Here is a 22,149-nt window from a genome sequence, read left to right on the forward strand (position 1 = left end):
GCGGCGCCCCAAGGTCAGTGTTTGCGGGGAGCGGGCGCCGCCGGTGCGGCACCGCCCGTCGGGCTGCGCATGAAGCGGAAAAACTCGCTGTCGGGGTCGACGACGATGATGTCGTTGCGCTTGAACGTATTGCGATACGCCTGCAGGCTCGCATAGAACTGGTAGAACTGCGGATCGCGGCCGAACGCGTCGGCGGCGATCGTCGCGGTCTTCGCGTCACCCTCGCCCTTGAGCGTCTGCGCCGACTTGTATGCGTTCGCCAGCACCGCCTGCTGCTCGCGCTCGGCGTCGGCCTTGATCTGCTCGACGTCCGCCGCGCCTTCGGCGCGCACCCGCGCAGCCTGCTCGCGCAGCGCGGCGATCATCCGCTGGTACGCGGCGTCGGTCTGCGCGGCCGGCAGGTCGACGCGCGTGAGCTGCACGTCGACCACGTCCACGCCGAACCCGGATGCCGTCGCCAGCACCGCGCCGCGGGCGGCGTCGGCGATCGCGCGCTGGCCGCCGATCACATCGTCGCGCTCACGCTTGCCGATCGCGTCGCCGAGCGCGCCCTTCAGCGCGACGCTCAGGCGGTCGCCGGCCGCGGCCGGCTCGCCGCCCGTCGCGGCGAAATACTTCATCGGATCGGCAATCCGGTACTTGACCATGTAGCCGACGAGCAGGTCATGCTTGTCCGCGGTCGCGAACTGCAGCGGATCCGCCGATTCGAGCGACTGCAGGCGGGTGTCGATCAGCGTCGCCGTCTGCAACGGCGGCGGCAGCTTGAAATGCACGCCGGGGCCGGCCAGCGTCGGGTCGGCGCCCGAACGGCCCGACAACACGGCCGCATGGCGCGGGTCGACGGTCAGGACGGTCGACGACGCAGCGAAGGCAACGATCACGATTGCGACGACGAGCGCAATGATTCGATTCATGACACGCGCTCCCGTTACTTCAGATCGTCTTCGCGCGACCGGCTGCGAAAAGCTTCGCGCGATCGCAGCACGTCGCTGCCGGATGCCGGTGCGGCCGCCGACGCAGGCACGCTTGCCGACGGCGTCGATGCCGCGGCCGGCGCCGGCACTTCAGCCGCCGATGCGCCGGCGGGTGCAGCGGCCCCCGCCGCACTTTGCCGGCCCTGCTCGACCAGCTTGTCGAGCGGGAGATACAGCACGTTGTTGCCGCCCTTGCTGCCGACGAAGATCTTCGTCGAGTTCGAATAGATTTCCTGCATGGTCTCCAGGTACATCCGTTCGCGGATCACGGCCGGCGCTTTCGAATACTGCGCGTAGACCTGCTTGAAGCGCTCCGCGTCGCCTTCGGCCTGCGTGACGACGCGATCCGCATACGCCTTCGCCTCGTCGATCAGTTTCGCGGCATCGCCCTGCGCCTTCGGCAGCAGGTCGCTCGCATAGGCCTGCGCGGCGCGCTTCGCGGCTTCGCGCTCGTCGCGCGCCTTCGCCACTTCGCCATAGGCGGCCTGCGTCTGCTCGGGCGCCGCGACGCTTTGCATCGTCACGGACGTGACTTCGAGCCCCGCGTGATAACGGTCGAGATCGCGCTGGATCGCTTCGCTCACCTGCTGCCGCAACGCGTCGCGATCCTGATTGAGGATGTCCGCCGCGCTGCGCGTGCCGACGATCGCGCGCACCGCGGCCTGTGCGGCCTGCGTGACGCTGCGCTCCGGATCGACGCTGCGGAACAGGTAATCGGTCGCCGAACGGATCCGGTACTGCACCGCGAAGCGCACGTCGACGATGTCGGCGTCGCGCGTCAGCATCGCGGATTCCTTCACGTTCGCGAGACGCACGACGTTGTTGCGGCCGACCTCGACCGAGCGGCTCTGCGACGTATCGACGATCTCGTGCGTTGCGAACGGATACGGCGCGCGCCAGTGCACGCCCTGCTCGACGGTGCCGGTAAGCCGGCCCATCTGCAGCACGACGCCCGTCTGGCCTTCCGGCACGACGAACAGGCCGCTGCCGGCATAGACCGCGACCAGCACGCCGATCACGATGCCGACGCCGACGCGCGCGGCCCGGCCGTTGTCCGGGCGGAACCCGTTGCCGCCCTTGCCGCCGAACAGGCCGCTCAGGCGCCGGTTGAAATTGCGCCACATTTCGTCGAGATCGGGCGGGCCTTCGCCGTCACCGCCTGGCGGGCGCTTCGATTCGTTCGCGCGGGGCTGCGTCCCGCCATTGCCTTCGCCACGTCCCCAGCGGGGATCGTTGATCGACAGCAAGGCGTGCTTGCGCCGCCCGTTACTCCGCTCGTTGTATTCGTTCACCAGAGTTTGTTCACCAGATTAGACGCCGGCAAACCGGCCGGGACCGGCTAGCGCCCGTGTTCGGAAAGCGTTTGGTCTTCGTGTGATTCCGCGGGCGCGCCGTCGAGCGGCATCGCGCCGTCAAGGTGTTCCGCAGAGGCGATTTCGGCGATGGCGGCGCGCAGCGCGTCCAGCCCTTGACCGGTGCGCGCGCTCAAAAAGACGCGCGAAATATTACCATACTCGTCCCGCTCGACCGCGTCGCCGCGGGCCGCCAGCTCAGGCACGGCGTCGATCTTGTTGAATACCAGGACCTGCCGGATCGTGTCCGCGCCGATCTCGTGCAGCACACCGTTGACCTGCTCGATCTGCTCGAGCCGCACCGCGCTCGACGCATCGACGACATGCAGCAGCAGGTCCGCGTGAATCGTTTCCTCAAGCGTCGCGCGGAACGCCGCGACCAGCTGGTGCGGCAGCTCGCGGATGAACCCGACCGTGTCCGACACGACGATCTGGCCGATCTCGTCGCCGAGATACACACGCCGCGACGTCGTGTCGAGCGTCGCGAACAGCTGGTCGGCCGCATACGCCTGCGCTTTCGTCAGCGCATTGAACAGCGTCGACTTGCCGGCGTTCGTGTAGCCGACGAGCGAGACCGACATCGTGCCGCTGCGCGCCCGCTGGCGACGCTGCGTACTGTGCTGGCGGCGCAGCCGGTCGAGGCGCGACTTCAGCATCTTGATGCGATCGCCGATCAGCCGGCGGTCGGTTTCGAGCTGGGTTTCGCCGGGGCCGCGCAGGCCGATACCGCCCTTTTGCCGCTCGAGGTGGGTCCACGCGCGGATCAGCCGGGTCGACAAATATTGCAGTTGAGCGAGTTCGACCTGCAGCTTGCCTTCGTGGCTGCGTGCGCGCTGCGCGAAGATGTCAAGGATGAGGCTCGTGCGGTCGACGACCCGCCTGTTAAGCGCACGCTCCAGATTGCGTTGCTGGGCCGGCGCCAACGCGTGATTGAAGATGACGATGTCGACGTCGTTGGCTTCGCAGGCGAGCCGCAATTCTTCGGCTTTGCCGCTGCCGACGAACATCGCGGCATCGGGACTGGAGCGGCGGCCGGTCAGGGTGACGGCGGGATGCGCACCCGCGCTGGATGCGAGAAGACTGAGTTCTTCGAGACTGGCCTCGAAATCGGTCTTGCCGAAATCGATGCCGACGAGCGCTGCGTTGGTCAAATTATCAGGTGTCAAGATTTGGCGGCTGGCATCGGTCGCACGCGGCGACCGGATGCCGGCCGCTGCGATAGGTTAGGACGAGGCTTCCGCGTCCGGGTGGAAGTTCACCGGGCGCGCCGGGACGACCGTCGAGATGGCGTGCTTGTAGACCATCTGGGTCACCGTATTACGGAGCAACACGACGTACTGGTCGAACGATTCGATGTTCCCTTGGAGCTTGATGCCGTTGACGAGATAGATCGAAACGGGAACGTGCTCCTTGCGCAGTGCGTTCAAAAACGGGTCTTGTAACAATTGCCCTTTGTTGCTCATGGCGTACTCCATCTTGTTTTGCAGGTTGATCTGGATTGGCGACGAAGAAAAAGAGATCCGCCGCCAATCGCTACACTATAGCCGATTTTGCGTGCCCCGCCCGGGCGTCGGCCATGCGGCCTACCCTTGCGGGACGTGCGTTCAGCTCTTGTCCGCGTACGGGTTGTGCGACGAACGGAACTCTATGCGCAATGGAGTCCCGGCCAGGGAGAAAGTTTCGCGGAAGCGGTTCTCCAGGTAGCGCTTGTAGGTGTCGGTCACCGCATCGAGCGCATTGCCGTGGATCACGATGACCGGCGGATTCTGGCCGCCCTGGTGCGCGTAGCGCAGCTTCGGGCGCACCGGGCCGCGACGGCGCGGCTGCTGGAACTCGACCGCCTCGATCAGCGCACGCGTGAGCTTCGGCGTCGGCAGCTTCGCCATCGCCGCGCCGTACGCGTCGTCGACCGAGCGCATCAGCGGGCCGATGCCGGTCTTTTCCGCTGCGGAAATGAAGTGGAATTTCGCGAATTCGAGGAATTTCAGCTTGCGGGTCAAATCCGCCTTGGTGCGTTCACGCACGTGCGGATCGAGACCGTCCCACTTGTTCACGCCGACCACCAGCGCCCGCCCTTGCTCGACCACGAACCCGGCGATGTGCGCGTCCTGGTCCGAAATGTCCTGCCGCGCATCCAGCAGAAGAATGACGACATTCGCGTCGGCAATCGACTGCAGCGTTTTCACGACCGAGAATTTCTCGATCGCCTCGAACACCTTGCCGCGGCGTCGCAGGCCGGCCGTGTCGATCAGCGTATAAGGCTTGCCGTTGCGCTCGAAATCGACGTAGATCGAATCGCGCGTCGTGCCCGGCATGTCGAACGCGATCACGCGGTCCTCGCCGATCAGCGTGTTAACGAGAGTCGACTTGCCGACGTTCGGCCGGCCGACGATCGCGATCTTGGTGCCGCGCGACGCCTTGTCCTCGTCTTCCTCTTCCGGCTGGCCCGCGTAAGCGACCCCGAGCGCCTCGTTGATCATCTCGGTCACGCCGTCGCCGTGCGCGGCCGAAATCGCGCGCGGATCGCCGAGCCCGAGCTCGTAGAAGTCCGACGCGACGGCCGTGTACTTCATCCCCTCGGACTTGTTGACGACGAGGAAGATCGGCCGGCCCGTCTTGCGCAGGTAGTCGGCGATCGACTTGTCCTGCGGCGCGAGCCCGTTGCGGCCGTCGACGATGAACACGACGACGTCGGCCTCCTCGACCGCCTGCCGCGTCTGGCGCGCCATCTCGTGCAGGATGCCGTCCTTCGCGACCGGCTCGAAGCCGCCCGTGTCGACGACGAGGTACGGCCGCTCGCCGACCCGCCCTTCGCCATAGTGGCGATCGCGCGTCAGGCCCGGCAAGTCGGCTACCAGCGCATCGCGCGAACGCGTGAGCCGGTTGAACAGCGTGGATTTCCCCACATTGGGGCGCCCAACAAGGGCAATGACCGGTTTCATCTGTGTAGTCTACGGTGAGGCGCAGCAGCGGGAGGCCCGCTGCTGCGGGCGGCTGCGCTGAATGAAAATATCACGAATTCGCGCCGCGCCGGATGCGCGCGCCCGGCGCGCGACGCGCGCCGTCCATCTTTCGTCTCGTACTGCCTTCCAAATACCGAACGGCCGGGAGCACCCGGCCGCCTTCAAGTGATGCGCGGCGCGCCGTGCGGCGAACCGCCACGCCCGGCGAGCGCGCCGTCGCGTCGTCAGCGCGGACGGAAGCCGTACAGCCCGCCGTCGTTCGTCTGCACGACGAGCGTGTTGCCCGCGAGGACCGGCGCCGCCGTGATCGGGCTGCCGTCGGTCTTCATCCGTGCGATGAACGAGCCGTCCTCGCGCGACAGGAAATGCACGTAACCCTTGTAGTCGCCCATCACGACCGCATGACCGAGCAGGTACGGCACGCCGACGTCGCGGCTCTTCAGCTTGGTGTTGCGCCACAGCTCGTTGCCGCTCGCCGCGTCATACGCAGTGACGACCGACCAGTCGTCGCCGCCCGCGACCACCGAGTCGTCCTGCGCGATGCCGCTGCGGCTCGAGAACGCCTTCTCCCACACCGGGCGGCCCGAGTTCGCATCGAAGCAGCCGAGCTGCCCCTGGAACGTCACTGCGCACGCTTGCGCGCCGACGAGCGTCGGCGGACCGCTGACGTCGTTGATCCGCTCGACTTCCGTCACGCCTTTCGGAAACGACACCGGCGTCTGCCAGTACGGTTCGCCCGTCTGCAGGTTGATCGCGACGAGGCCGCCGCCCGGGAAGCCCGCGAGCACCGCGGCGTCGCCCGCGAACGTCATGCCCGCCGACACGCGCAGGTTCAGCGGCACCGCGCGGTTGCGGTAGTTCCACTTCTGTTCGCCGGTTTGCGCGGAGAACGCGATCACCTGGCCGTCGATCGTGCGGACGATCACGAGGCCGTTGCCGACGAGCGGCGGCGAAAAGATTTCGCCCTGCACGCTCGTCTTCCACAGCAGCTTGCCGTCCGGGCCGAGCACGAACACGCCGCCCTTCAGCGCGCCGACCGCGGTCAGGTTGCCGTCGCTGCCGACGCCCGCCGACAGGTCCGAGTCGAGCTTGGTGCGCCAGATCCGCTGACCGGTCTTTGCATCGATCTTCTCGACCGAGCCGTTTTCGCCGGCCGCGAAGACCGCGTCGCCCACCGCCACCGGCGAGAACAGGTAGCGGCCGCCCTTGCCGACGCTCGACGACCAGACCTGTTGCACGTCGAGGGCGGGTTTGAACTCGGTCAGCGGCGTCGGCACGCGACGCGCGTCCTTCGTCGACGAGCAGGCCCCCAGTGCCAGGACGGCCGCCGCGCAGGCAACGGGCACAGCGTAACGTTTCAGCAAATTCATCGGTTAGCGAAGCAAAGTTAAGAGGTTGAGGAAGCCGTGGCTCAGCTGCCCAGCGCGTCCAGCTTGAACTGCACGAGCTGGCGCGCCGACATGTCTTCCTTCGGCAGGCTGTCGAGCGCGAGCTTGTACGCGGCGCGCGCATCGTCCGCCTTGCCTTGCGCGGCGAGCAGATCGCCGCGGCGATCGGCCACGAGGCCCTTGAATGCATCGATCGGCGTGCCGGACAGCAGCGCGAGCCCCGCGTCGTACGCCTTCTCGTCGAGCAGCAGCGACGCGAGGCGCAGCTTCGCGATCTGCCTGTACTCGTCGTCCTTCGCGTGATCGACCGCCCATTGCAGCTGCGTCTTCGCGCCCGCGGCGTCGCCCGCCGCGTACAGCACCTTCGCGGCCGCGAGCGCCGTCATCTGCGCATACGGCGTGCCGCCGTACTTGTCTTCCATGTCGGCGGCAGCGCGGGCCATCGTTGCCTTGTCGTTCGACGCGGCGGCCTTCTGCACCTGCTCGTACAGCCCCGATGCCTGCGCGGCCTGGCGACGCTGCCAGAAATTCCAGCCGTTGAAGCCGGCCGCGACAACGAGCGCCGCGAGGACGATCCACGTGGTGAGGTTGCCCCAGCGGGCCCACCACGCCTTGAGGCTTTCAATCGATTCTTGTTCGTCGTGGTAACTCATCGGCGAGCGATTCCTTCCTGTTCAGGCCTTTCTTGTCGAGCGAATGCCAGCGCGATCAGTCGTCGCCGTCTTCGGCGGATGCAACCATCGCATTGATTAGGAATTCGGTCAAGCTTTCGACCGGTACGGTCTGCTGAGCGTTCTTTTCCCCTTCCTCGCCCGTGCCGCGCAGCGCTTTCACGCCCGCCGTGCCGTTCGCGATCTCTTCTTCGCCGAAGATCACCGCGAACGCGGCGCCGCTCGCGTCGGCACGCTTCATCTGCGACTTGAAGCTCGCCGGCGCGCCGTCGGCGCTGCAGTGGAAGATCACGTCGAGGCCCGTGTCGCGCAGACGCTCGGCGGCGATGAACGCCTGCTCGCGCGCCGCCTCGCCCTGGTGCACGACGTACACGTCGACACCGTCCTGCTCGGGTACGAGCTGCTCTTCCTTCAGCAGCTCGAGAATGCGCTCGACGCCCATCGCCCAGCCGCACGCGGCGGTCGGCTTGCCGCCGAGCTGCTCGATCAGCGGATCGTAGCGGCCGCCGGCGGCGACCGTGCCCTGCGCGCCGAGCTTGTCGGTGACCCACTCGAACACGGTCAGGTTGTAGTAGTCGAGGCCGCGCACGAGACGCGGGTTGATCGTGAACGGAATGTTGTTCGCCTTCAGCAGGCGCTGCAGCCCGTCGAAGTGCGCGCGCGAGTGGTCGCCGAGGAAGTCGATCAGCTTCGGCGCGTTCCGCACGATTTCCTGCAGCGCCGGGTTCTTCGTGTCGAGCACGCGCAGCGGGTTCGTATACAGGCGGCGCTGCGCATCGGCGTCGAGCGCGTCGACGTGCTGCTCGAGATACTTGATCAGCTCGACGCGGTGCGCCGCGCGCTCTTCCGCGAGGCCCAGTGAGTTGATCTCGAGCTTGATGCCGGTCAGGCCGAGGTCGTCCCACAGGCGCTGGCACATCATGATGATTTCCGCGTCCGCGTCCGGGCCCGCGAAGCCGAGGGCCTCGACGCCGACCTGGTGGAACTGGCGATAGCGGCCGCGCTGCGGACGCTCGTGACGGAACATCGGGCCGATGTACCACAGGCGCTTCGGGCCGTCGTACAGCATGTTGTGCTCGATCGCCGCGCGCACGACGGCGGCGGTGTTCTCCGGACGCATCGTCAGGTGCTCGCCGTTCAGCGCGTCGGTGAAGCTGTACATCTCCTTCTCGACGATGTCCGTGACTTCGCCGATGCCGCGCGTGAAGAGCTGCGTGTGCTCGACGATCGGCGTGCGGATGTTCTGGTAGCCGTAAGCGCGCAGCAGCGACTTCACGGTGGCTTCGAAGAACTCCCAAAGGCCGGCATCCTGCGGGAGGATGTCGTTCATGCCCTTGACGCCCGCGAGCTTCTCGATCTTGCGTTTCTGTTCAGTCATCGTGTCTGTTACGAATTAGTTCTGGACGGCCGCACGGCCGTAATTGCGTTCGACGTAGTCGCTGACGATCTGCTGGAATTCCTCGGCGATGCGCTCGCCGCGCAGCGTCCTGACCTTCTCGCCGTCGATGAAGACGGGCGCGGCCGGGTTCTCGCCCGAGCCCGGCAGGCTGATGCCGATGTTCGCGTGCTTCGATTCGCCCGGGCCGTTGACGATGCAGCCCATCACCGCGACGTTCATCGTCTCGACGCCCGGATATTCCTTGCGCCAGACCGGCATCTGCTCGCGCAGGTAGGTCTGGATCTGCATCGCGAGCTCCTGGAACAGCGTGCTCGTCGTGCGGCCGCAGCCAGGGCACGCGATCACCATCGGTGCGAACGAGCGCAGGCCCATCGTCTGCAGGATTTCCTGGCCGACGACCACTTCGCCCGTGCGCGATGCGCCCGGCTCCGGCGTCAGCGAAATGCGGATCGTGTCTCCGATCCCTTCCTGCAGCAGCACGCCGAGCGCCGCCGTCGACGCGACGATGCCCTTCGAGCCCATGCCCGCCTCGGTCAGCCCGAGGTGCAGCGCGAAGCCGCAGCGGCGCGCGAGCTCGCGGTAGACGGCGATCAGGTCCTGCACGCCGCTGACCTTGCACGACAGCACGATGCGGTCGCGGCCGAGGCCCAGTTCGACCGCGCGCTCCGCCGAGCCGATCGCGGACTGGATCAGCGCTTCGTACATCACGCTCTGCGCATCCCACGGCTGCGCGCGCGCGCCGTTCTCGTCCATCATGCGCGCGAGCAGGTCCTGGTCGAGGCTGCCCCAGTTCACGCCGATCCGCACCGGCTTGTCGTACTTGATCGCCGCCTCGATCATCTGCGCGAACTGCGTGTCGCGCTTCGCGCCCTGGCCGACGTTGCCGGGGTTGATCCGGTACTTCGACAGCGCCTCCGCGCAGCCCGGATGGTCGCGCAGCAGCAGGTGGCCGTTGTAATGGAAGTCGCCGACGAGCGGCACCGTCACGCCCATCCGGTCGAGCTGCTCGCGGATCGCCGGCACGGCCGCCGCCGCCTCGGCCGTGTTGACCGTAATGCGCACGAGTTCGGAACCCGCGTTCGCGAGCTCCTTGATCTGGATGGCCGTGCCGATCGCGTCCGCGGTGTCGGTATTCGTCATCGACTGCACGCGCACCGGCGAATCACCGCCGATCGTCACCAGCGTTCCGCCCCAGCGGACGTTCACCGCATGCGATACGCGGCGCGGCGCATGCCCGCCGAACACCGGCTCGGTTGAACAAATCTGGCTGCTGCGTGGGGATTGAGCTTCGGATTGCATCGATAGATCCATTTACGCCGAATGCGCCGCGTTGCGGCGCATGAATTGAAAAAGCGCCGTGCCTTCAGGGTCTGTCGACGCACGTCACAGACCCTCGCCACGGCGCTTGCCGTCAGGGCAACGTGAACCGTGCCACGTTACCCCGCGCTGCCGAATATTTTGCCGGATCGACCGGTTTGCCTTCGAACGCGATCGCATCGAGGCCCGCCTTGTTGCCGATCGTGACCTTGAACGGACCGTCACCCGCGACCTGCTTCGTCTCGCCGCCGCGCACCAGCCCCGAGAACAGCTCCTTGCCGCTCTTGTCGCGCACGCTGAACCAGCTGTCCTGCTTGACCTTCAGCTCGACCATCGACTGGCCGGCCGCAACCACGACGCTCGCCGGCTGGGCCGCGGCCGCCACGACCGCGCTTGCCGCAGGCGCTACCGCCGCGGGCTGCGACACCGGCTCGGCCGCGGCCGGCACGGCGGAAGCCACGACTTGCGGCGCGGCTGCCGATGCGACCACCTGCGGCGCCGCTGCCGTCACGGCCGGCGCCGACGCCTCGACTGCGGCCGAGACCGATGCACCGCCCGCGCTCGCCGCGTCGGCGCCCGCCGCCGACGCGACCGGCGCCGATGCGGCGGACGCGCCGCCCTGCACCGCGCCGCTCTTGAAGCGCGCGAGCCAGTTCGACGAATCGCCGCCAGTGTGCCACATCGCCGCCGCGATCAGCACGGCCGCCGCCGCCGCAGTGCCCCACAGCCACGGCCGATGACGCGACGAGCCGCCGAGCGGAATCGACACGCGGCCGCGCGGCAGATCCGTCCCCGACGACGCGGGCATCGACAGATCCACCTCCGGCTCGCCGCGCTCGCGGCGCAGCGCCTGCGCAAACGGTTCCGGATCGACGCCGAGCATCTTCGCGTAGCTGCGCACGACTCCGATCGCGAACGTCACGCCGGGCAAATGGCTGATGTCGCCCGACTCGAGCGCCCGCAGCTTCTGCGGCGCGACCTTGAGCCGCGCCGACACGTCGTCGACCGTCCAGCCCTTCGCCTCCCGAAGCTGCGCCAGCCGTCCCCCGACGGCCGTCAGCGATTCCAGTCCAGCCGTTGCCGGCTTCGCGGCATTCGTCTCTGCGCCGTTTGACGGCTGCGGCTCACTCATCCTATTCCTCGCGTCGATTCTTCTTCACTGGCGGGCGCATCCGGCTCCTGCCGGCGCGGCGCCCGCGCGTCGTCCATACCATGCGCGGCGCACGAGGCGCCGCGTCCGATCGCTATTCGCGTGTTGTACCGCCAAATAGTCCGGGCATTCCGCCTAGGCGGCCCCGTCAAACCGCCCGGACCTCGATTATTTTTCCTGCTGCGCCCGTGCGCTCGGCAAGGCGCGTGCGATCCTTCACCGCACCGGCCAGCTGGCCGCACGCGGCGTCGATATCGTCGCCGCGCGTCTTGCGCACCGTCGTGACGACGCCCGCGTCGATGAGGATCTGTGCGAAGCGCTTGATCTGCTCCGGCTTCGAACGGATGAGCCCCGACTCCGGAAACGGATTGAACGGGATCAGGTTGAACTTGCACGGGACGTCGCGCGTCACCGCCAGCAGTTCGCGCGCATGCGCTTCGGTGTCGTTGACGCCGTCGAGCATGCAGTATTCGAATGTGATGAAGTCGCGCGGCGCCACCTTCAGATAGCGCTGGCACGCGGCCATCAGTTCGCGAAGCGGGTGCTTCTTGTTGAGCGGCACGAGCATGTCGCGCAGCGCATCGTTCGGCGCGTGCAGCGACACGGCGAGCGCCACCGGCAGCTCGGCGCCGAGGCGGTCCATCATCGGCACCACGCCGGACGTCGACAGCGTGACGCGGCGGCGCGACAGCCCGTACGCGTTGTCGTCGAGCATCAGCCGCATCGCCGGCACGACCGCGCTGTAATTCAGCAGCGGCTCGCCCATGCCCATCATCACCACGTTGGTGACCACTCGTTCGGCCTTGCCGTTCGGGCCCGGCGCGCGGCCGAGCGAAGCGCGCAGCGCGAATTCGGCCATGCGCAGCTGGCCGATGATTTCAGCCGTCGACAGGTTGCGGGAGAAACCCTGCTTGCCCGTCGAGCAGAAGCGGCAGTTCACCGCACACCCGGCCTGCGACGACACGCACAGCGTGCCGCGCGTCTCTTCCGGGATGAACACGGTTTCGACCGCATTGCCATTTCCGACGTCGATCAGCCACTTGCGCGTGCCGTCGGTGGAAACGTGGTCGCTGACGATATCCGGCATCACGATCGATGCGCGGCCCTTGAGCTTTTCCCTCAGGGACTTCGCGAGATCGGTCATGCCGTCGAAATCGCCGGCGTTGTATTGGTGGATCCAGCGCTGCAACTGCTTGGCGCGGAACGGCTTCTCGCCGAGGCTGCCGCAATACGCGACAAGGCCCTCGGCGTCGAAGTCGAGAAGATTGACGGAAGTTTCGCTCGTCATGATGTGCTGCCTTGCCGCGTGCGCTGAATCCTGCCTGCCTGAATGCTCAGTCAGTGCTTAACGCGAGTAGACGTTCATTTCCGGGAAGAAGAACGCGATTTCGACGCTTGCCGTTTCCGGTGCGTCCGAGCCGTGCACGGCGTTCGCGTCGATGCTGTCGGCGAAGTCGGCGCGGATCGTGCCCTTTTCCGCCTTCTTCGGGTCCGTCGCGCCCATCAGGTCGCGGTTCTTCAGGATCGCGCCTTCACCTTCCAGAACCTGGATCATCACCGGGCCCGAGATCATGAAATCGACGAGGTCCTTGAAGAACGGACGCGCCGCGTGGACTGCGTAGAACTTCTCTGCATCAGCGCGCGACAGGTGTGCCATGCGCGCTGCGATGACCTTCAGGCCGGCGCCTTCGAAACGGCTGTAGATCTGGCCGATCACGTTCTTTGCCACCGCATCCGGCTTGATGATCGACAGGGTGCGCTCGATTGCCATAAAAACTCCAAGAAATTAAGAAGTTACACTTCCAAATGAATCCGCTATTGTAGCACGATCCCGTGTATCATTGCGATTGAACCCTTACACACGCGAAAGGTTCCAAATCCATGTGTTTTGCGCCGCTCGGCCATTGAAACCTCCCGGCGCGGAACATATCTTAGCCATAGCTGTTCCGGTTTGCTGCGCCGCACACCGCGCGCGCCGAACCGGCCCCGGACGCCCACGCGTTCAATGTTAGGAGAAACCATGAACGACTATCCGTACAATTTCGGCCGCGGTGGCTCCGTCAGCACCGCCGAGGTTCGCAACCGCGTGCTGCGGAACACGTACTGGCTGCTCGCGCTGTCGATGGTGCCGACGGTGCTGGGGGCCTGGGTCGGCGTCGCGACCGGCTTCTCGCTGTTCGCGGCCACCAGCCCGATGATGAGCCTCCTCGCATTCTTCGCGATCGCATTCGGCTTCATGTTCGCGATCGAACGCACGAAGAACAGCGCGGCCGGCGTGTTCGTGCTGCTCGGCTTCACGTTCTTCATGGGCCTGATGCTGTCGCGCCTGCTCAGCTTCATCCTCGGTTTCTCGAACGGCCCGTCGCTGATCATGCTGGCATTCGGCGGCACCGGCATCATCTTCGCGGCAATGGCGACGATCGCCACGGTCAGCAAGCGCGATTTCTCCGGTCTCGGCAAGTGGCTGTTCATGGGCGTGATCGTGATCCTGCTGGCGTCGGTCGCGAACATCTTCCTGCAACTGCCGGCGCTGATGCTGACCGTGTCGGTGCTCGCGATCGCGATCTTCTCCGCGTACATGCTGTTCGACGTCCAGCGCGTCGTGAACGGCGGCGAGACGAACTACATCAGCGCAACGCTCGCGATCTACCTCGACCTGTACAACGTGTTCACGAACCTGCTCGCGCTGCTCGGCATCTTTGGCGGCAACCGCAACTGACGTTCGCCGCGCACCGGCAAAAAACCGGCCCTCGGGCCGGTTTTTTTACGTCCGCCTCCGGCGCGCTCAGTCGCGCTCGAACAGCGCGATCGATTCGACGTGTGACGTATGCGGGAACATGTTGACGACGCCCGCACCCTTCAGCCGGTAGCCGGCCTCGTGCACGAGCAGGCCCGCGTCGCGCGCGAGCGTCGACGGGTTGCACGACACGTAGACGATCCGGCGCGGCAGCGGACCTTCGCCGCTCTGCGCGATGTCCGCGAGCGCCTTCGACACCGCGAGCGCGCCTTCGCGCGGCGGATCGATCAGGAACTTGTCGAACGCGCCCAGCGCGCGGATGTCGTCGGCGCTCACTTCGAACAGGTTCCGGCACGCGAACGTCGTATGGCCGTCGACGCCGTTCTCGCGCGCGTTCGCAAGCGCGCGCGCGTCGTCAGCGTTTCGCTGCCCTCGATGCCCATCACCTCGCGCGCAAGGCGCGCGAGCGGCAGCGTGAAATTGCCGATCCCGCAGAACAGGTCGAGCACGCGATCGTCGCGCGACGGCGCGAGCAGGCGCAGCGCGCGGCCCACCAGCACGCGGTTGATCTGATGGTTGACCTGCGTGAAATCGGTCGGCTTGAACGGCATGCGGATGCCGAACTCGGGCAGCGTATAGTCGAGCGGCACGTCGAGCGGATAGAACGGCGTCACCGTATCCGGGCCCTTCGGCTGCAGCCAGAACTGCACCTTGTGCTCGTCGGCGAACGCGCGCAGCAGCGCTTCGTCGGCCGCGTTGATCGGCTCCAGCACGCGCAGCACGAGCGCCGTGACCTGTGAGCCGACCGCGAGCTCGATCTGCGGCATGCGATCGCGGATCGACAGCCCCTCGACCAGCCGGCGCAGCGGCACGAGCATCGCCGACACGTGCGGCGGCAGCACCTCGCAGCTCGTCATGTCGGCCACATAGCTGCTCTTCCTTTCGTGGAAACCGACCAGCACGCCGCCCTTCTTCACGACGTTGCGCACGGTCAGGCGCGCGCGCGGTAGCGGTAGCCCCACGACGGACCATGGATCGGTGCGAACATCGTCTCCGCGCGCAGCTTCGCGAGATGCAACAGGTTGTCCTCGAGCACGCGCTGCTTGATCGCCACTTGCGCGCGCATGTCGAGATGCTGCATCGAGCAGCCGCCGCAGGTGCCGAAGAACTTGCATTTCGGCTCCGTGCGCATCACGCTCGGGCGCAGAATATCGACAACCAGCGCCTGCTCGTAGCTCGGCTTGCGGCGGTAGCTCGAATAGGTCACGCGCTCGCCGGGCAGCGCGCCCTCGACGAAGATGACCTTGCCGGGCTCGCCATTCTCGGTCGTCATGCGGCCGACACCGCGCGCTTCCATGTCGAGCGATTCGATCTCGAGAACCGGGGCGCTATCGGGCGCGGCGGGCACGCTTTTCAATTTGCGCGCAGAAGTGGGGGCGGCTTCAGACACCAGCTTTTCCTGACAAACGTTGAAAGGCGAGATTGTAGACGAAGCACCGCCTCACCATGGAGATTCGACCATGCGACTGATCGATTGGAACATTCAATGGGGTCGGGACGCGGATGGCGTCGTCGACCTCCCCCGCACCATCGCCGCCGCCCGCGGGCTCGGCGATTTCGACGTGCTGTGCCTGCAGGAAGTCACGCGCGGGTTCGGCGCGCTGGCTGGCCATCCCGGGCCGGACCAGTTCGCGGAGCTCGCCGCGCTGCTGCCCGGCTTCACGGTCGTCGAGGCGATCGGCGCCGACCTGCCGCCCACCGCGCCCGGCGCACCGCGCCGCCAGTTCGGCAACGCGATCGCCAGCCGCCTGCCGGTCGGGCGCGTGATGCGCCGGCTGCTGCCGTGGCCGGCCGACGATGCCGCGCCGTCGATGCCGCGCGTTGCGCTCGAAGTCGAATTGGCAACCGCGTCGGGCCCGCTGCGCGTGACCACCACTCATCTCGAATATTATTCCGCCCGGCAGCGGCTCGCGCAGGTCGATGCGCTGCACGACCGGCATCGGGAAGCGTGCGCGCATGCGGACCGCCCCGCGCGCGCAGAGCATGCGGACAGCCCGTTCAGCGCGACCGCGCAGCCGCGCGACGCGATCGTCTGCGGCGACTTCAACAGCGCATACGACAGCGACGCGTATCGGCGCTTTCTCGAACCGGTCGAAGGCGCGCCGCGCTTCGTCGACGCGTGGGCGGCGCTGCATCCGGGCGTCGCGCCGCCGCCGACGGCCGGCGTCTACGACACCGTGCAATGGTCGGAGGGGCCGCTTGCGTGCGACTTCGTGTTCGTCACCGACACGCTGCTGCCGCGCGTCGCGCGCTGCGAGATCGACGGCGACCTGCGCGCATCCGATCACCAGCCGATCGTGCTCGAGCTGAATTGACGGCGTGCGCTACGCGTCGAAGGCGGCGAGATACTCGGCCCAGTGTGGCGCAAGCTCCTGGGCGAGCGCGTTCTTGACGAGCAGGATCTCGTTCGCGTACTCGTCCGGCGTCAGGCCGCCGCGCATCAGCTGGAACCGGCAGTAGAGCAGATAGGTATTGACGACGTCGGTTTCGCAATAGTTGCGGATCTCCTCGATCCGCCCTTCACGGAACGCGGTCCAGACCTGGCTGCCGTCCATCCCGAGCTTGCCCGGGAAGCCGCACAGCTTCGCGAGCGCGTCGAGCGGCGCGTTCGCGCGCGCCTGATACATCGCGAGCAGATCCATCAGGTCGGTGTGCCGCGAGTGATAGCGCGAGATGTAGTTGTTCCACTTGAAATCGCGGTCGTCCTCGCCGAGATCCCAGTAGCGCGTCGCGGGAATGCCGTGCACGAGCGCGCGGTAATGGAGCACCGGCAGGTCGAAGCCGCCGCCGTTCCACGACACGAGCTGCGGCGTATATTTCTCGATCACGCGGTAGAACGACTGGATCAGCGTTGCTTCGCCGTCCTGCGGCGTGCCGAGCGAGCGCACGCGAAAGCCGTTGGCGTCGCGGAACACGCACGAGATCGCCGCGACGCGCTGCAGATGGTGCGGCAGGAAATCGCTGCCGGTCTTCTCGCGGCGGGCGGCAAACGCGTGTTCGGCTACCGCGGCGTCGTCGAGCGTCGCGGGCAGATCGTCGAGACGGCGAATGCCGTCGACATCGGGAATCGTCTCGATGTCAAAAACCAGAATCGGAGTCATTTACAGAACGGCGTCCTTGCGAACGCCATTGGAGGCGAAGAACCGCTTGAGGCGCACCAGCGCTTCCTGCTGGATCTGCCGCACGCGCTCGCGCGTGAGCCCCATTTCGTCGGCGAGTTCCTCGAGCGTCGCCGGTTCGATGTGGTTCAGGCCGAAGCGACGCTCGATCACGTGCCGGTGCTTGTCGGACAGCCGCGACAGCCACGCGCGCGTGAGCGTCTCGAGCTCGCGGTGCTGCACTTCGGCGTCCGGTGACTGGCTCTGGTCGTCCGGCAGCAGATCGAGCAGGCTGCTCGCCGGATCGAGATCGAGCGGCGCGTCGAGCGACGCGGTGTGCTCGTTCAGCGCAAGGATGTCGGTGACTTCCTCGGCGGTCTTGCCGGTCAGGTAGGCGATGTCGTCGATGCTGGCTTCGCGGCGCTCGGCCGCCTCGCCCGTCGACATCGAGTTCTTTTCGAGGTGGCGCTTCGCGCGCAGCACCTGGTTGAGTTCGCGGATCACGTGCACCGGCAGGCGCACGGTGCGGGCCTGATTCATGATCGCCCGCTCGATGCTCTGCCGGATCCACCACGTCGCATAGGTCGAGAAACGAAAGCCGCGCGTCGGGTCGAACTTCTCGATCGCGTGCATCAGGCCGAGATTGCCTTCCTCGATCAGGTCGAGCAGCGGCACGCCGCGATTCAGGTAACCCTTCGCGATGCTGACGACGAGCCGCAGATTGCGCTCGATCATCACCTGCCGCGCCTCGAATTCGCCGGCCTTCGCGAGGCGCGAATAGCGCTGCTCTTCCTCAACGGTCAACAGCGGCTTGACGCTGATGCGGTTCAGGTAATGCTGGATCGTGTCGGCGGTCAGCTCCGCCTGCAGCATCGCCCGGAAATCGTCCAGTTCGGGCGACGCTTCCGCGCTGCCTTCACGCTCGTCGTCGCCGCCGTCCGCGTCGGCGTCGCGCGACTCGAACTCGCGCTCGTTGTCCGCGACGTCCTCTTCGTCGTCCGTCGAAGCGCCAGTGCGCCCCACCGATGCTTGCGTGGCGCGACTGAGGTTCTCAGACTCGGCTTGCGGCTCGTGGCGCTTCGATTTCGGCATGGTCGTCTCGGTTATTGAGGCGGCAAATACTTCAGCGGATCGACAGGTTTACCCTGACGGCGAACCTCGAAATGCAGCATCACGCGGTCGGCATCGCTATTACCCATCTCGGCGATCTTCTGCCCCTTCGTCACCGCGTCCCCCTCTTTTACCATCAAAGCGCGATTGTGTGCATATGCCGTGAGGTAAGTTGTGTCGTGCTTGATGATAATGAGGTTGCCGTAGCCGCGCAGGCCGTTGCCCGCGTAGACGACGCGACCGTCCGCCGCCGCCTTCACGGTCTCGCCGGACGCGCCGCCGATGTTGACGCCCTTGTTCTTCGCGTCGTCGAAATTGTTCAGCACCGGGCCGCGCGCGGGCCATGCGAACGTGACGGGGCCGCTCGGCGTCGCCGACGTGTCGCTCGACGCCGCCGCGGCAGCGGGCGACGCAGCGGTGGCTGCCGACGCGCCGCGGGCCGGCGTGGCCGGGCCGCTGCTCAGCGGCGCGGTCGCGACGGCGCCGCCCGTGATGGGCGCGGCGCCCGGCGCAACAGCGGCGGCTGCCGCGCCGCCCGGCGGCGCGACGCGCAACAGCTGGTCGACTTCGATCTGATTCGGATTCGCCAGGTTGTTCCACGCGGCGATGTCGCGATAGTTCTGTCCGTTCTCCAGTGCAATCCGGTACAGCGTATCGCCCGGCTTCACACGGTAGTAACCCGGAGGAGGCGGGCCGAGCGGAACCGCCGGCTGCGCAGCGGGCGCCGTGCCGAGCGAGCCGGAGCGGTCGACGACGGGCGCGTTGTCGAGCCGCGTCGCACAGGCGGCCAGTAGCGTGGTGAACGCGGCCACACAGATCGCGCGCTGGGCGAGCGTGAGCGGTTCCTTGGAACGTTTGTTTTGCATCGCGCGCAACATACTCATCGGTTTCAAATTACTCCGGATTTTAAAGGGACAAAGAAAACGCGATCAAGCCGCGACTCCCGCCACTGTGCGGGCGCGACGCGCTCGACGAGCGTGAGCACCTGGGGCTGCCCGCTCTGCCCGCCGACCGGCGCGACGAGCCGCCCGCCGATCGCCAGCTGCTCGAGCAGCGCCTGCGGCACATCGAGCCCGGCCGCGGCGATCACGATCGCGTCGAACGGCGCCGCGGACGGCAGGCCCACACGCCCGTCGCCGTAGTGGAGACGGATGTTCGGCACGCGCAGCGGCCGCAGGTTCAGCTTCGCGCGCTCGTAGAGCGGCTTGATGCGTTCAATCGAATACACGTCGCGCGCCACATGGCTCAGCACGGCGGCCTGGTAGCCGCAGCCGGTGCCGATTTCCAGCACGCGCTCGAGGGTGCGGCCGGCCATCGCGAGTTCAATCATCCGCGCGACGACCGACGGCTTCGAGATCGTCTGCTGGTGGCCGATCGGCAACGCGGAATCCTCGTAGGCCTGCGTCGCGAGCCCGGGATCCACGAACAGGTGGCGCGGCACCGCGGCCATGGCCTCCAGCACGCGGGCGTCAGCGACGCCGTTTGCGCGTAGCCGTTCGACCATCCGTTCGCGCACGCGTTCAGACGTCAGCGCATGCGCGCCGGCGAGCGCGGCATTCTGCATTTGCATCGCGGGCCTGGAGGCAGCCTTCGGCGCAGCAGCCGGCTTGGGCGCAGGCGCCGCGCCCGGCCTGGACGCGCCGGGCGGCTCGGACGCCCGCGGCGTCGCCACCGTCCCGCCTCGCGCGGACGCGCCGGCCGACAACCGCTGGCGCGTGCCGTCGCCCGCAGCATGGCGCTCGCCCGCCCGGCCCTCGGCCTTGCGCGGCGCCCGCTTGAGGTCTTCGAGCGCGAGCGGGAACCGCTTCGCGCGCTCGCCGCTCATGAAGCGCGCCCCCCGGCGCGCACCCAGTCGTGCGTCGCGGGCAGCATGTGCGTATGCGTGAGATCGAGCTGCAGCGGCGTGATCGATACGAAACCGTTTGCGACCGCATGGAAATCGGTGCCTTCGCTCGCATCCAGCGCCGCCCCTGCCGGCCCGATCCAGTAGATCGGCTCGCCGCGCGGGTTGGTCTGGCGGATCACCGGCTGCGACGGATGACGCTTGCCGAGGCGCGTGACCTTCCAGCCTTTCAGCTCGTCGTAAGGCAGGTTCGGGATGTTGACGTTCAGCAACGGCTGGCCCGGCAGCGGATGCGCGAGATAGTGCTGCACGATCTCGGCGGCGACGCGCGCGGCGTCGGCAAGATGCGCCCAGTCCTTGTCGACCAGCGAGAACGCGATCGCGGGCACACCGAACATGATGCCTTCGGTCGCCGCCGCAACTGTCCCCGAATAGAGCGTGTCCTCGCCCATGTTCTGGCCGTTGTTGATCCCCGACACGACGAGGTCCGGTTTCGTATCGAGCATGCCGGTCAGCGCGATGTGCACCGAATCGGTCGGCGTGCCGTTCACATAGAAGAAACCCGTACTCGCGGAGCGCTGGATCGACAGCGGTCGCGACAAGGTCAGGGAATTCGATGCGCCGCTGCAGTTCTGCTCGGGCGCCGTCACCGTGAGTTCGGCCAGCGGCTGCAGCGCGTCGTGAAGCGCCGCGAGACCGGGGGCGAGATAGCCGTCGTCGTTGCTGAGTAGGATTCGCATGCGGCGATTGTAACCGAGGAAAGATGGCGCGAGAGCGACAGTCCGGCCCGCGCAGACGCGTGCTCGCGCGCCATGCGCCGCCGCGTTGCGCGGCGGCCTTCCCGGTCAGATCGCGCCGGCTTCGCGCAGCGCCGCAATCGCCTGCGCGTCATAGCCAAGACCGCGCAGCACCTCGTCGGTATGCTCGCCGAGCTCGGGCCCGAGCCAGCGCGTTTCGCCCGGCGTGCCGGACAGTTTCGGCGTGACGTTCGGCAGCGGAATGTCGGTGCCGTCGGCGAGCTTGAAGCGCTGGATCATCTGCCGCGCAACGAACTGCGGATCGGTGAACATGTCGGCTACGCTGTAGATCCGCCCGGCCGGCACGTCCGCCGCGTTGAGCACCGCGAGCGCTTCGTCGATCGTGCGCGGCGCGAGCCACGCGGCGATCGCGTCGTCGATCTCCTGTGTGCGCGGCACGCGCCCGTCGTTGCGCGCGAGCGCCGGATCGTCGGCGAGGTCGTCGCGCTCGATCGCCTTCATCAGCCGCTTGAAGATCGGGTCGCTGTTGCCGCCGATCACGATGCTGCCGTCGCGGCACGCGTAGGTGTTCGACGGCACGATGCCCGGCAGCGACGCGCCGGTGCGCTCGCGCACCATCCCGTACACGCCGTATTCCGGCACGACGCTTTCCATCATGTTGAACACCGCTTCGTACAGCGCGACGTCGACCACCTGCCCCGCGCCGCCGTTCATGTTGCGATGATGCAGCGCCATCATCGCGCCGATCACGCCATGCAGCGCGGCGATCGAATCGCCGATCGAGATGCCGATGCGCGGCGGCGGCAAGTCGGGGTAGCCGGTGATGTGGCGCAGTCCGCCCATCGATTCGGCGATCGCGCCGAAGCCGGGCCGGTCGCGATACGGGCCGGTCTGCCCGTAGCCGGACAGGCGCACCATCACGAGGCCGGGGTTTTCGGCCGACAGCACGTCGTAGCCGAGCCCGAGCTTCTCGAGCAAGCCCGGGCGGAAATTCTCGATCACGATGTCCGCGTCGCGCGCGAGCTGACGCGCGATCGTCTTGCCGGCGTCCGATTTCAGATTGAGCGTGACCGATTTCTTGTTGCGCGCCTGGACCGACCACCACAGCGACGTGCCGCCCGTCTCCGGATGCAGCTTGCGCCACTTGCGCAGCGGATCGCCGCCGTTCGGATCCTCGATCTTGATGACTTCCGCGCCGAATTCGGCAAAGAGCCGCGACGCGAACGGCCCGGCGATCAGCGTACCGAATTCGAGCACTTTGACGCCCGCGAGCGGGCCCTGGCTGGTGCTCATGTGTCTCCCTGGCATGAGGAACGGCGCCGCCAGATC

The 22,149-nt window shown here is 67.1% G+C and carries 20 protein-coding genes and 1 pseudogene; 2 read left to right on the forward strand and 19 right to left on the reverse strand.

Annotation, left to right across the window (positions count from 1 at the left end):
• Positions 1-14: 14 nt before the first annotated feature.
• The 12 genes from hflC to ndk all read right to left on the reverse strand — a co-directional run bounded on the left by hflC (position 15) and on the right by ndk (position 12,985).
• Complete coding sequence (gene hflC, locus KY49_RS08370; protein WP_042584150.1) at positions 15-914, reverse strand: protease modulator HflC; 900 nt, start codon at positions 912-914, stop codon at positions 15-17.
• Positions 915-928: 14 nt separating this feature from the next.
• The gene (gene hflK, locus KY49_RS08375) at positions 929-2,266 is read right to left on the reverse strand and encodes an FtsH protease activity modulator HflK (protein WP_042584151.1); all 1,338 of its coding nucleotides are present in this window, start codon (positions 2,264-2,266) and stop codon (positions 929-931) included.
• A 47-nt stretch (positions 2,267-2,313) separates the two neighbouring features.
• Positions 2,314-3,477 carry a GTPase HflX gene (gene hflX, locus KY49_RS08380; protein ID WP_177313128.1) on the reverse strand — a complete coding sequence of 388 codons (1,164 nt, stop codon included), beginning with the start codon at positions 3,475-3,477 and terminating at the stop codon, positions 2,314-2,316.
• A gap of 72 nt (positions 3,478-3,549) precedes the next feature.
• Positions 3,550-3,789, reverse strand: coding sequence for an RNA chaperone Hfq (gene hfq, locus KY49_RS08385; RefSeq protein ID WP_006399927.1), 240 nt, complete (start codon positions 3,787-3,789; stop codon positions 3,550-3,552).
• 141 nt (positions 3,790-3,930) lie between these two features.
• Positions 3,931-5,268, reverse strand: coding sequence for a ribosome biogenesis GTPase Der (gene der, locus KY49_RS08390; RefSeq protein ID WP_042584153.1), 1,338 nt, complete (start codon positions 5,266-5,268; stop codon positions 3,931-3,933).
• 245 nt (positions 5,269-5,513) lie between these two features.
• On the reverse strand, positions 5,514-6,659 hold the full coding sequence (gene bamB, locus KY49_RS08395) for an outer membrane protein assembly factor BamB (protein ID WP_042584154.1): 1,146 nt from the start codon (positions 6,657-6,659) through the stop codon (positions 5,514-5,516).
• A 41-nt stretch (positions 6,660-6,700) separates the two neighbouring features.
• The gene (locus KY49_RS08400; RefSeq protein WP_042584155.1) at positions 6,701-7,330 is read right to left on the reverse strand and encodes a tetratricopeptide repeat protein; all 630 of its coding nucleotides are present in this window, start codon (positions 7,328-7,330) and stop codon (positions 6,701-6,703) included.
• 55 nt (positions 7,331-7,385) lie between these two features.
• The gene (gene hisS, locus KY49_RS08405; RefSeq protein WP_042584156.1) at positions 7,386-8,726 is read right to left on the reverse strand and encodes a histidine--tRNA ligase; all 1,341 of its coding nucleotides are present in this window, start codon (positions 8,724-8,726) and stop codon (positions 7,386-7,388) included.
• A 15-nt stretch (positions 8,727-8,741) separates the two neighbouring features.
• Positions 8,742-10,046, reverse strand: coding sequence for a flavodoxin-dependent (E)-4-hydroxy-3-methylbut-2-enyl-diphosphate synthase (gene ispG / locus KY49_RS08410; protein ID WP_042584631.1), 1,305 nt, complete (start codon positions 10,044-10,046; stop codon positions 8,742-8,744).
• Between the two features lie 112 nt (positions 10,047-10,158).
• Positions 10,159-11,196 (reverse strand): helix-turn-helix domain-containing protein, encoded by a 1,038-nt coding sequence (locus tag KY49_RS08415; protein WP_042584157.1) that lies wholly within the window; start codon positions 11,194-11,196, stop codon positions 10,159-10,161.
• A gap of 166 nt (positions 11,197-11,362) precedes the next feature.
• On the reverse strand, positions 11,363-12,502 hold the full coding sequence (gene rlmN / locus KY49_RS08420) for a 23S rRNA (adenine(2503)-C(2))-methyltransferase RlmN (protein ID WP_010092248.1): 1,140 nt from the start codon (positions 12,500-12,502) through the stop codon (positions 11,363-11,365).
• A gap of 57 nt (positions 12,503-12,559) precedes the next feature.
• Complete coding sequence (gene ndk / locus KY49_RS08425; RefSeq protein ID WP_010092247.1) at positions 12,560-12,985, reverse strand: nucleoside-diphosphate kinase; 426 nt, start codon at positions 12,983-12,985, stop codon at positions 12,560-12,562.
• A gap of 249 nt (positions 12,986-13,234) precedes the next feature.
• On the opposite strand from ndk, the gene KY49_RS08430 reads away from it, so the two are divergent.
• Positions 13,235-13,933, forward strand: a complete 699-nt coding sequence (locus tag KY49_RS08430; RefSeq protein ID WP_006761414.1) for a Bax inhibitor-1/YccA family protein — start codon at positions 13,235-13,237, stop codon at positions 13,931-13,933.
• Positions 13,934-13,999: 66 nt separating this feature from the next.
• Here the strand turns inward: KY49_RS08430 and rlmD are convergent.
• Positions 14,000-15,401: pseudogene (gene rlmD, locus KY49_RS08435) on the reverse strand (23S rRNA (uracil(1939)-C(5))-methyltransferase RlmD).
• 70 nt (positions 15,402-15,471) lie between these two features.
• Between rlmD and KY49_RS08440 the strand changes: the two are divergent.
• Entirely contained in the window at positions 15,472-16,326 is an 855-nt protein-coding gene (locus KY49_RS08440; RefSeq protein ID WP_042584158.1) for an endonuclease/exonuclease/phosphatase family protein, read from the forward strand.
• A 9-nt stretch (positions 16,327-16,335) separates the two neighbouring features.
• On the opposite strand, the gene KY49_RS08445 is transcribed toward KY49_RS08440, so the two are convergent.
• The 6 genes from KY49_RS08445 to KY49_RS08470 form a co-directional block, all read right to left on the reverse strand.
• A complete protein-coding gene (locus KY49_RS08445) occupies positions 16,336-17,112 on the reverse strand; it encodes a 3'-5' exonuclease (RefSeq protein ID WP_010092242.1) in 777 nt (258 codons plus the stop codon).
• A complete protein-coding gene (gene rpoS, locus KY49_RS08450; protein WP_042584159.1) occupies positions 17,113-18,201 on the reverse strand; it encodes an RNA polymerase sigma factor RpoS in 1,089 nt (362 codons plus the stop codon).
• A gap of 11 nt (positions 18,202-18,212) precedes the next feature.
• A complete protein-coding gene (locus tag KY49_RS08455) occupies positions 18,213-19,103 on the reverse strand; it encodes a peptidoglycan DD-metalloendopeptidase family protein (RefSeq protein ID WP_042584160.1) in 891 nt (296 codons plus the stop codon).
• 5 nt (positions 19,104-19,108) lie between these two features.
• Complete coding sequence (locus KY49_RS08460) at positions 19,109-20,044, reverse strand: protein-L-isoaspartate(D-aspartate) O-methyltransferase (RefSeq protein WP_042584161.1); 936 nt, start codon at positions 20,042-20,044, stop codon at positions 19,109-19,111.
• Positions 20,041-20,802 (reverse strand): 5'/3'-nucleotidase SurE, encoded by a 762-nt coding sequence (surE, locus tag KY49_RS08465; protein ID WP_042584162.1) that lies wholly within the window; start codon positions 20,800-20,802, stop codon positions 20,041-20,043. The genes KY49_RS08460 and surE overlap by 4 nt, the downstream gene beginning before the upstream one ends.
• A 105-nt stretch (positions 20,803-20,907) precedes the next feature.
• Positions 20,908-22,113 carry a CaiB/BaiF CoA transferase family protein gene (locus KY49_RS08470; RefSeq protein ID WP_042584163.1) on the reverse strand — a complete coding sequence of 402 codons (1,206 nt, stop codon included), beginning with the start codon at positions 22,111-22,113 and terminating at the stop codon, positions 20,908-20,910.
• Positions 22,114-22,149: the final 36 nt, after the last annotated feature.

The sequence above is a fragment of the Burkholderia sp. MSHR3999 genome, assembly GCF_000833595.1.
GTDB lineage: Bacteria > Pseudomonadota > Gammaproteobacteria > Burkholderiales > Burkholderiaceae > Burkholderia > Burkholderia ubonensis.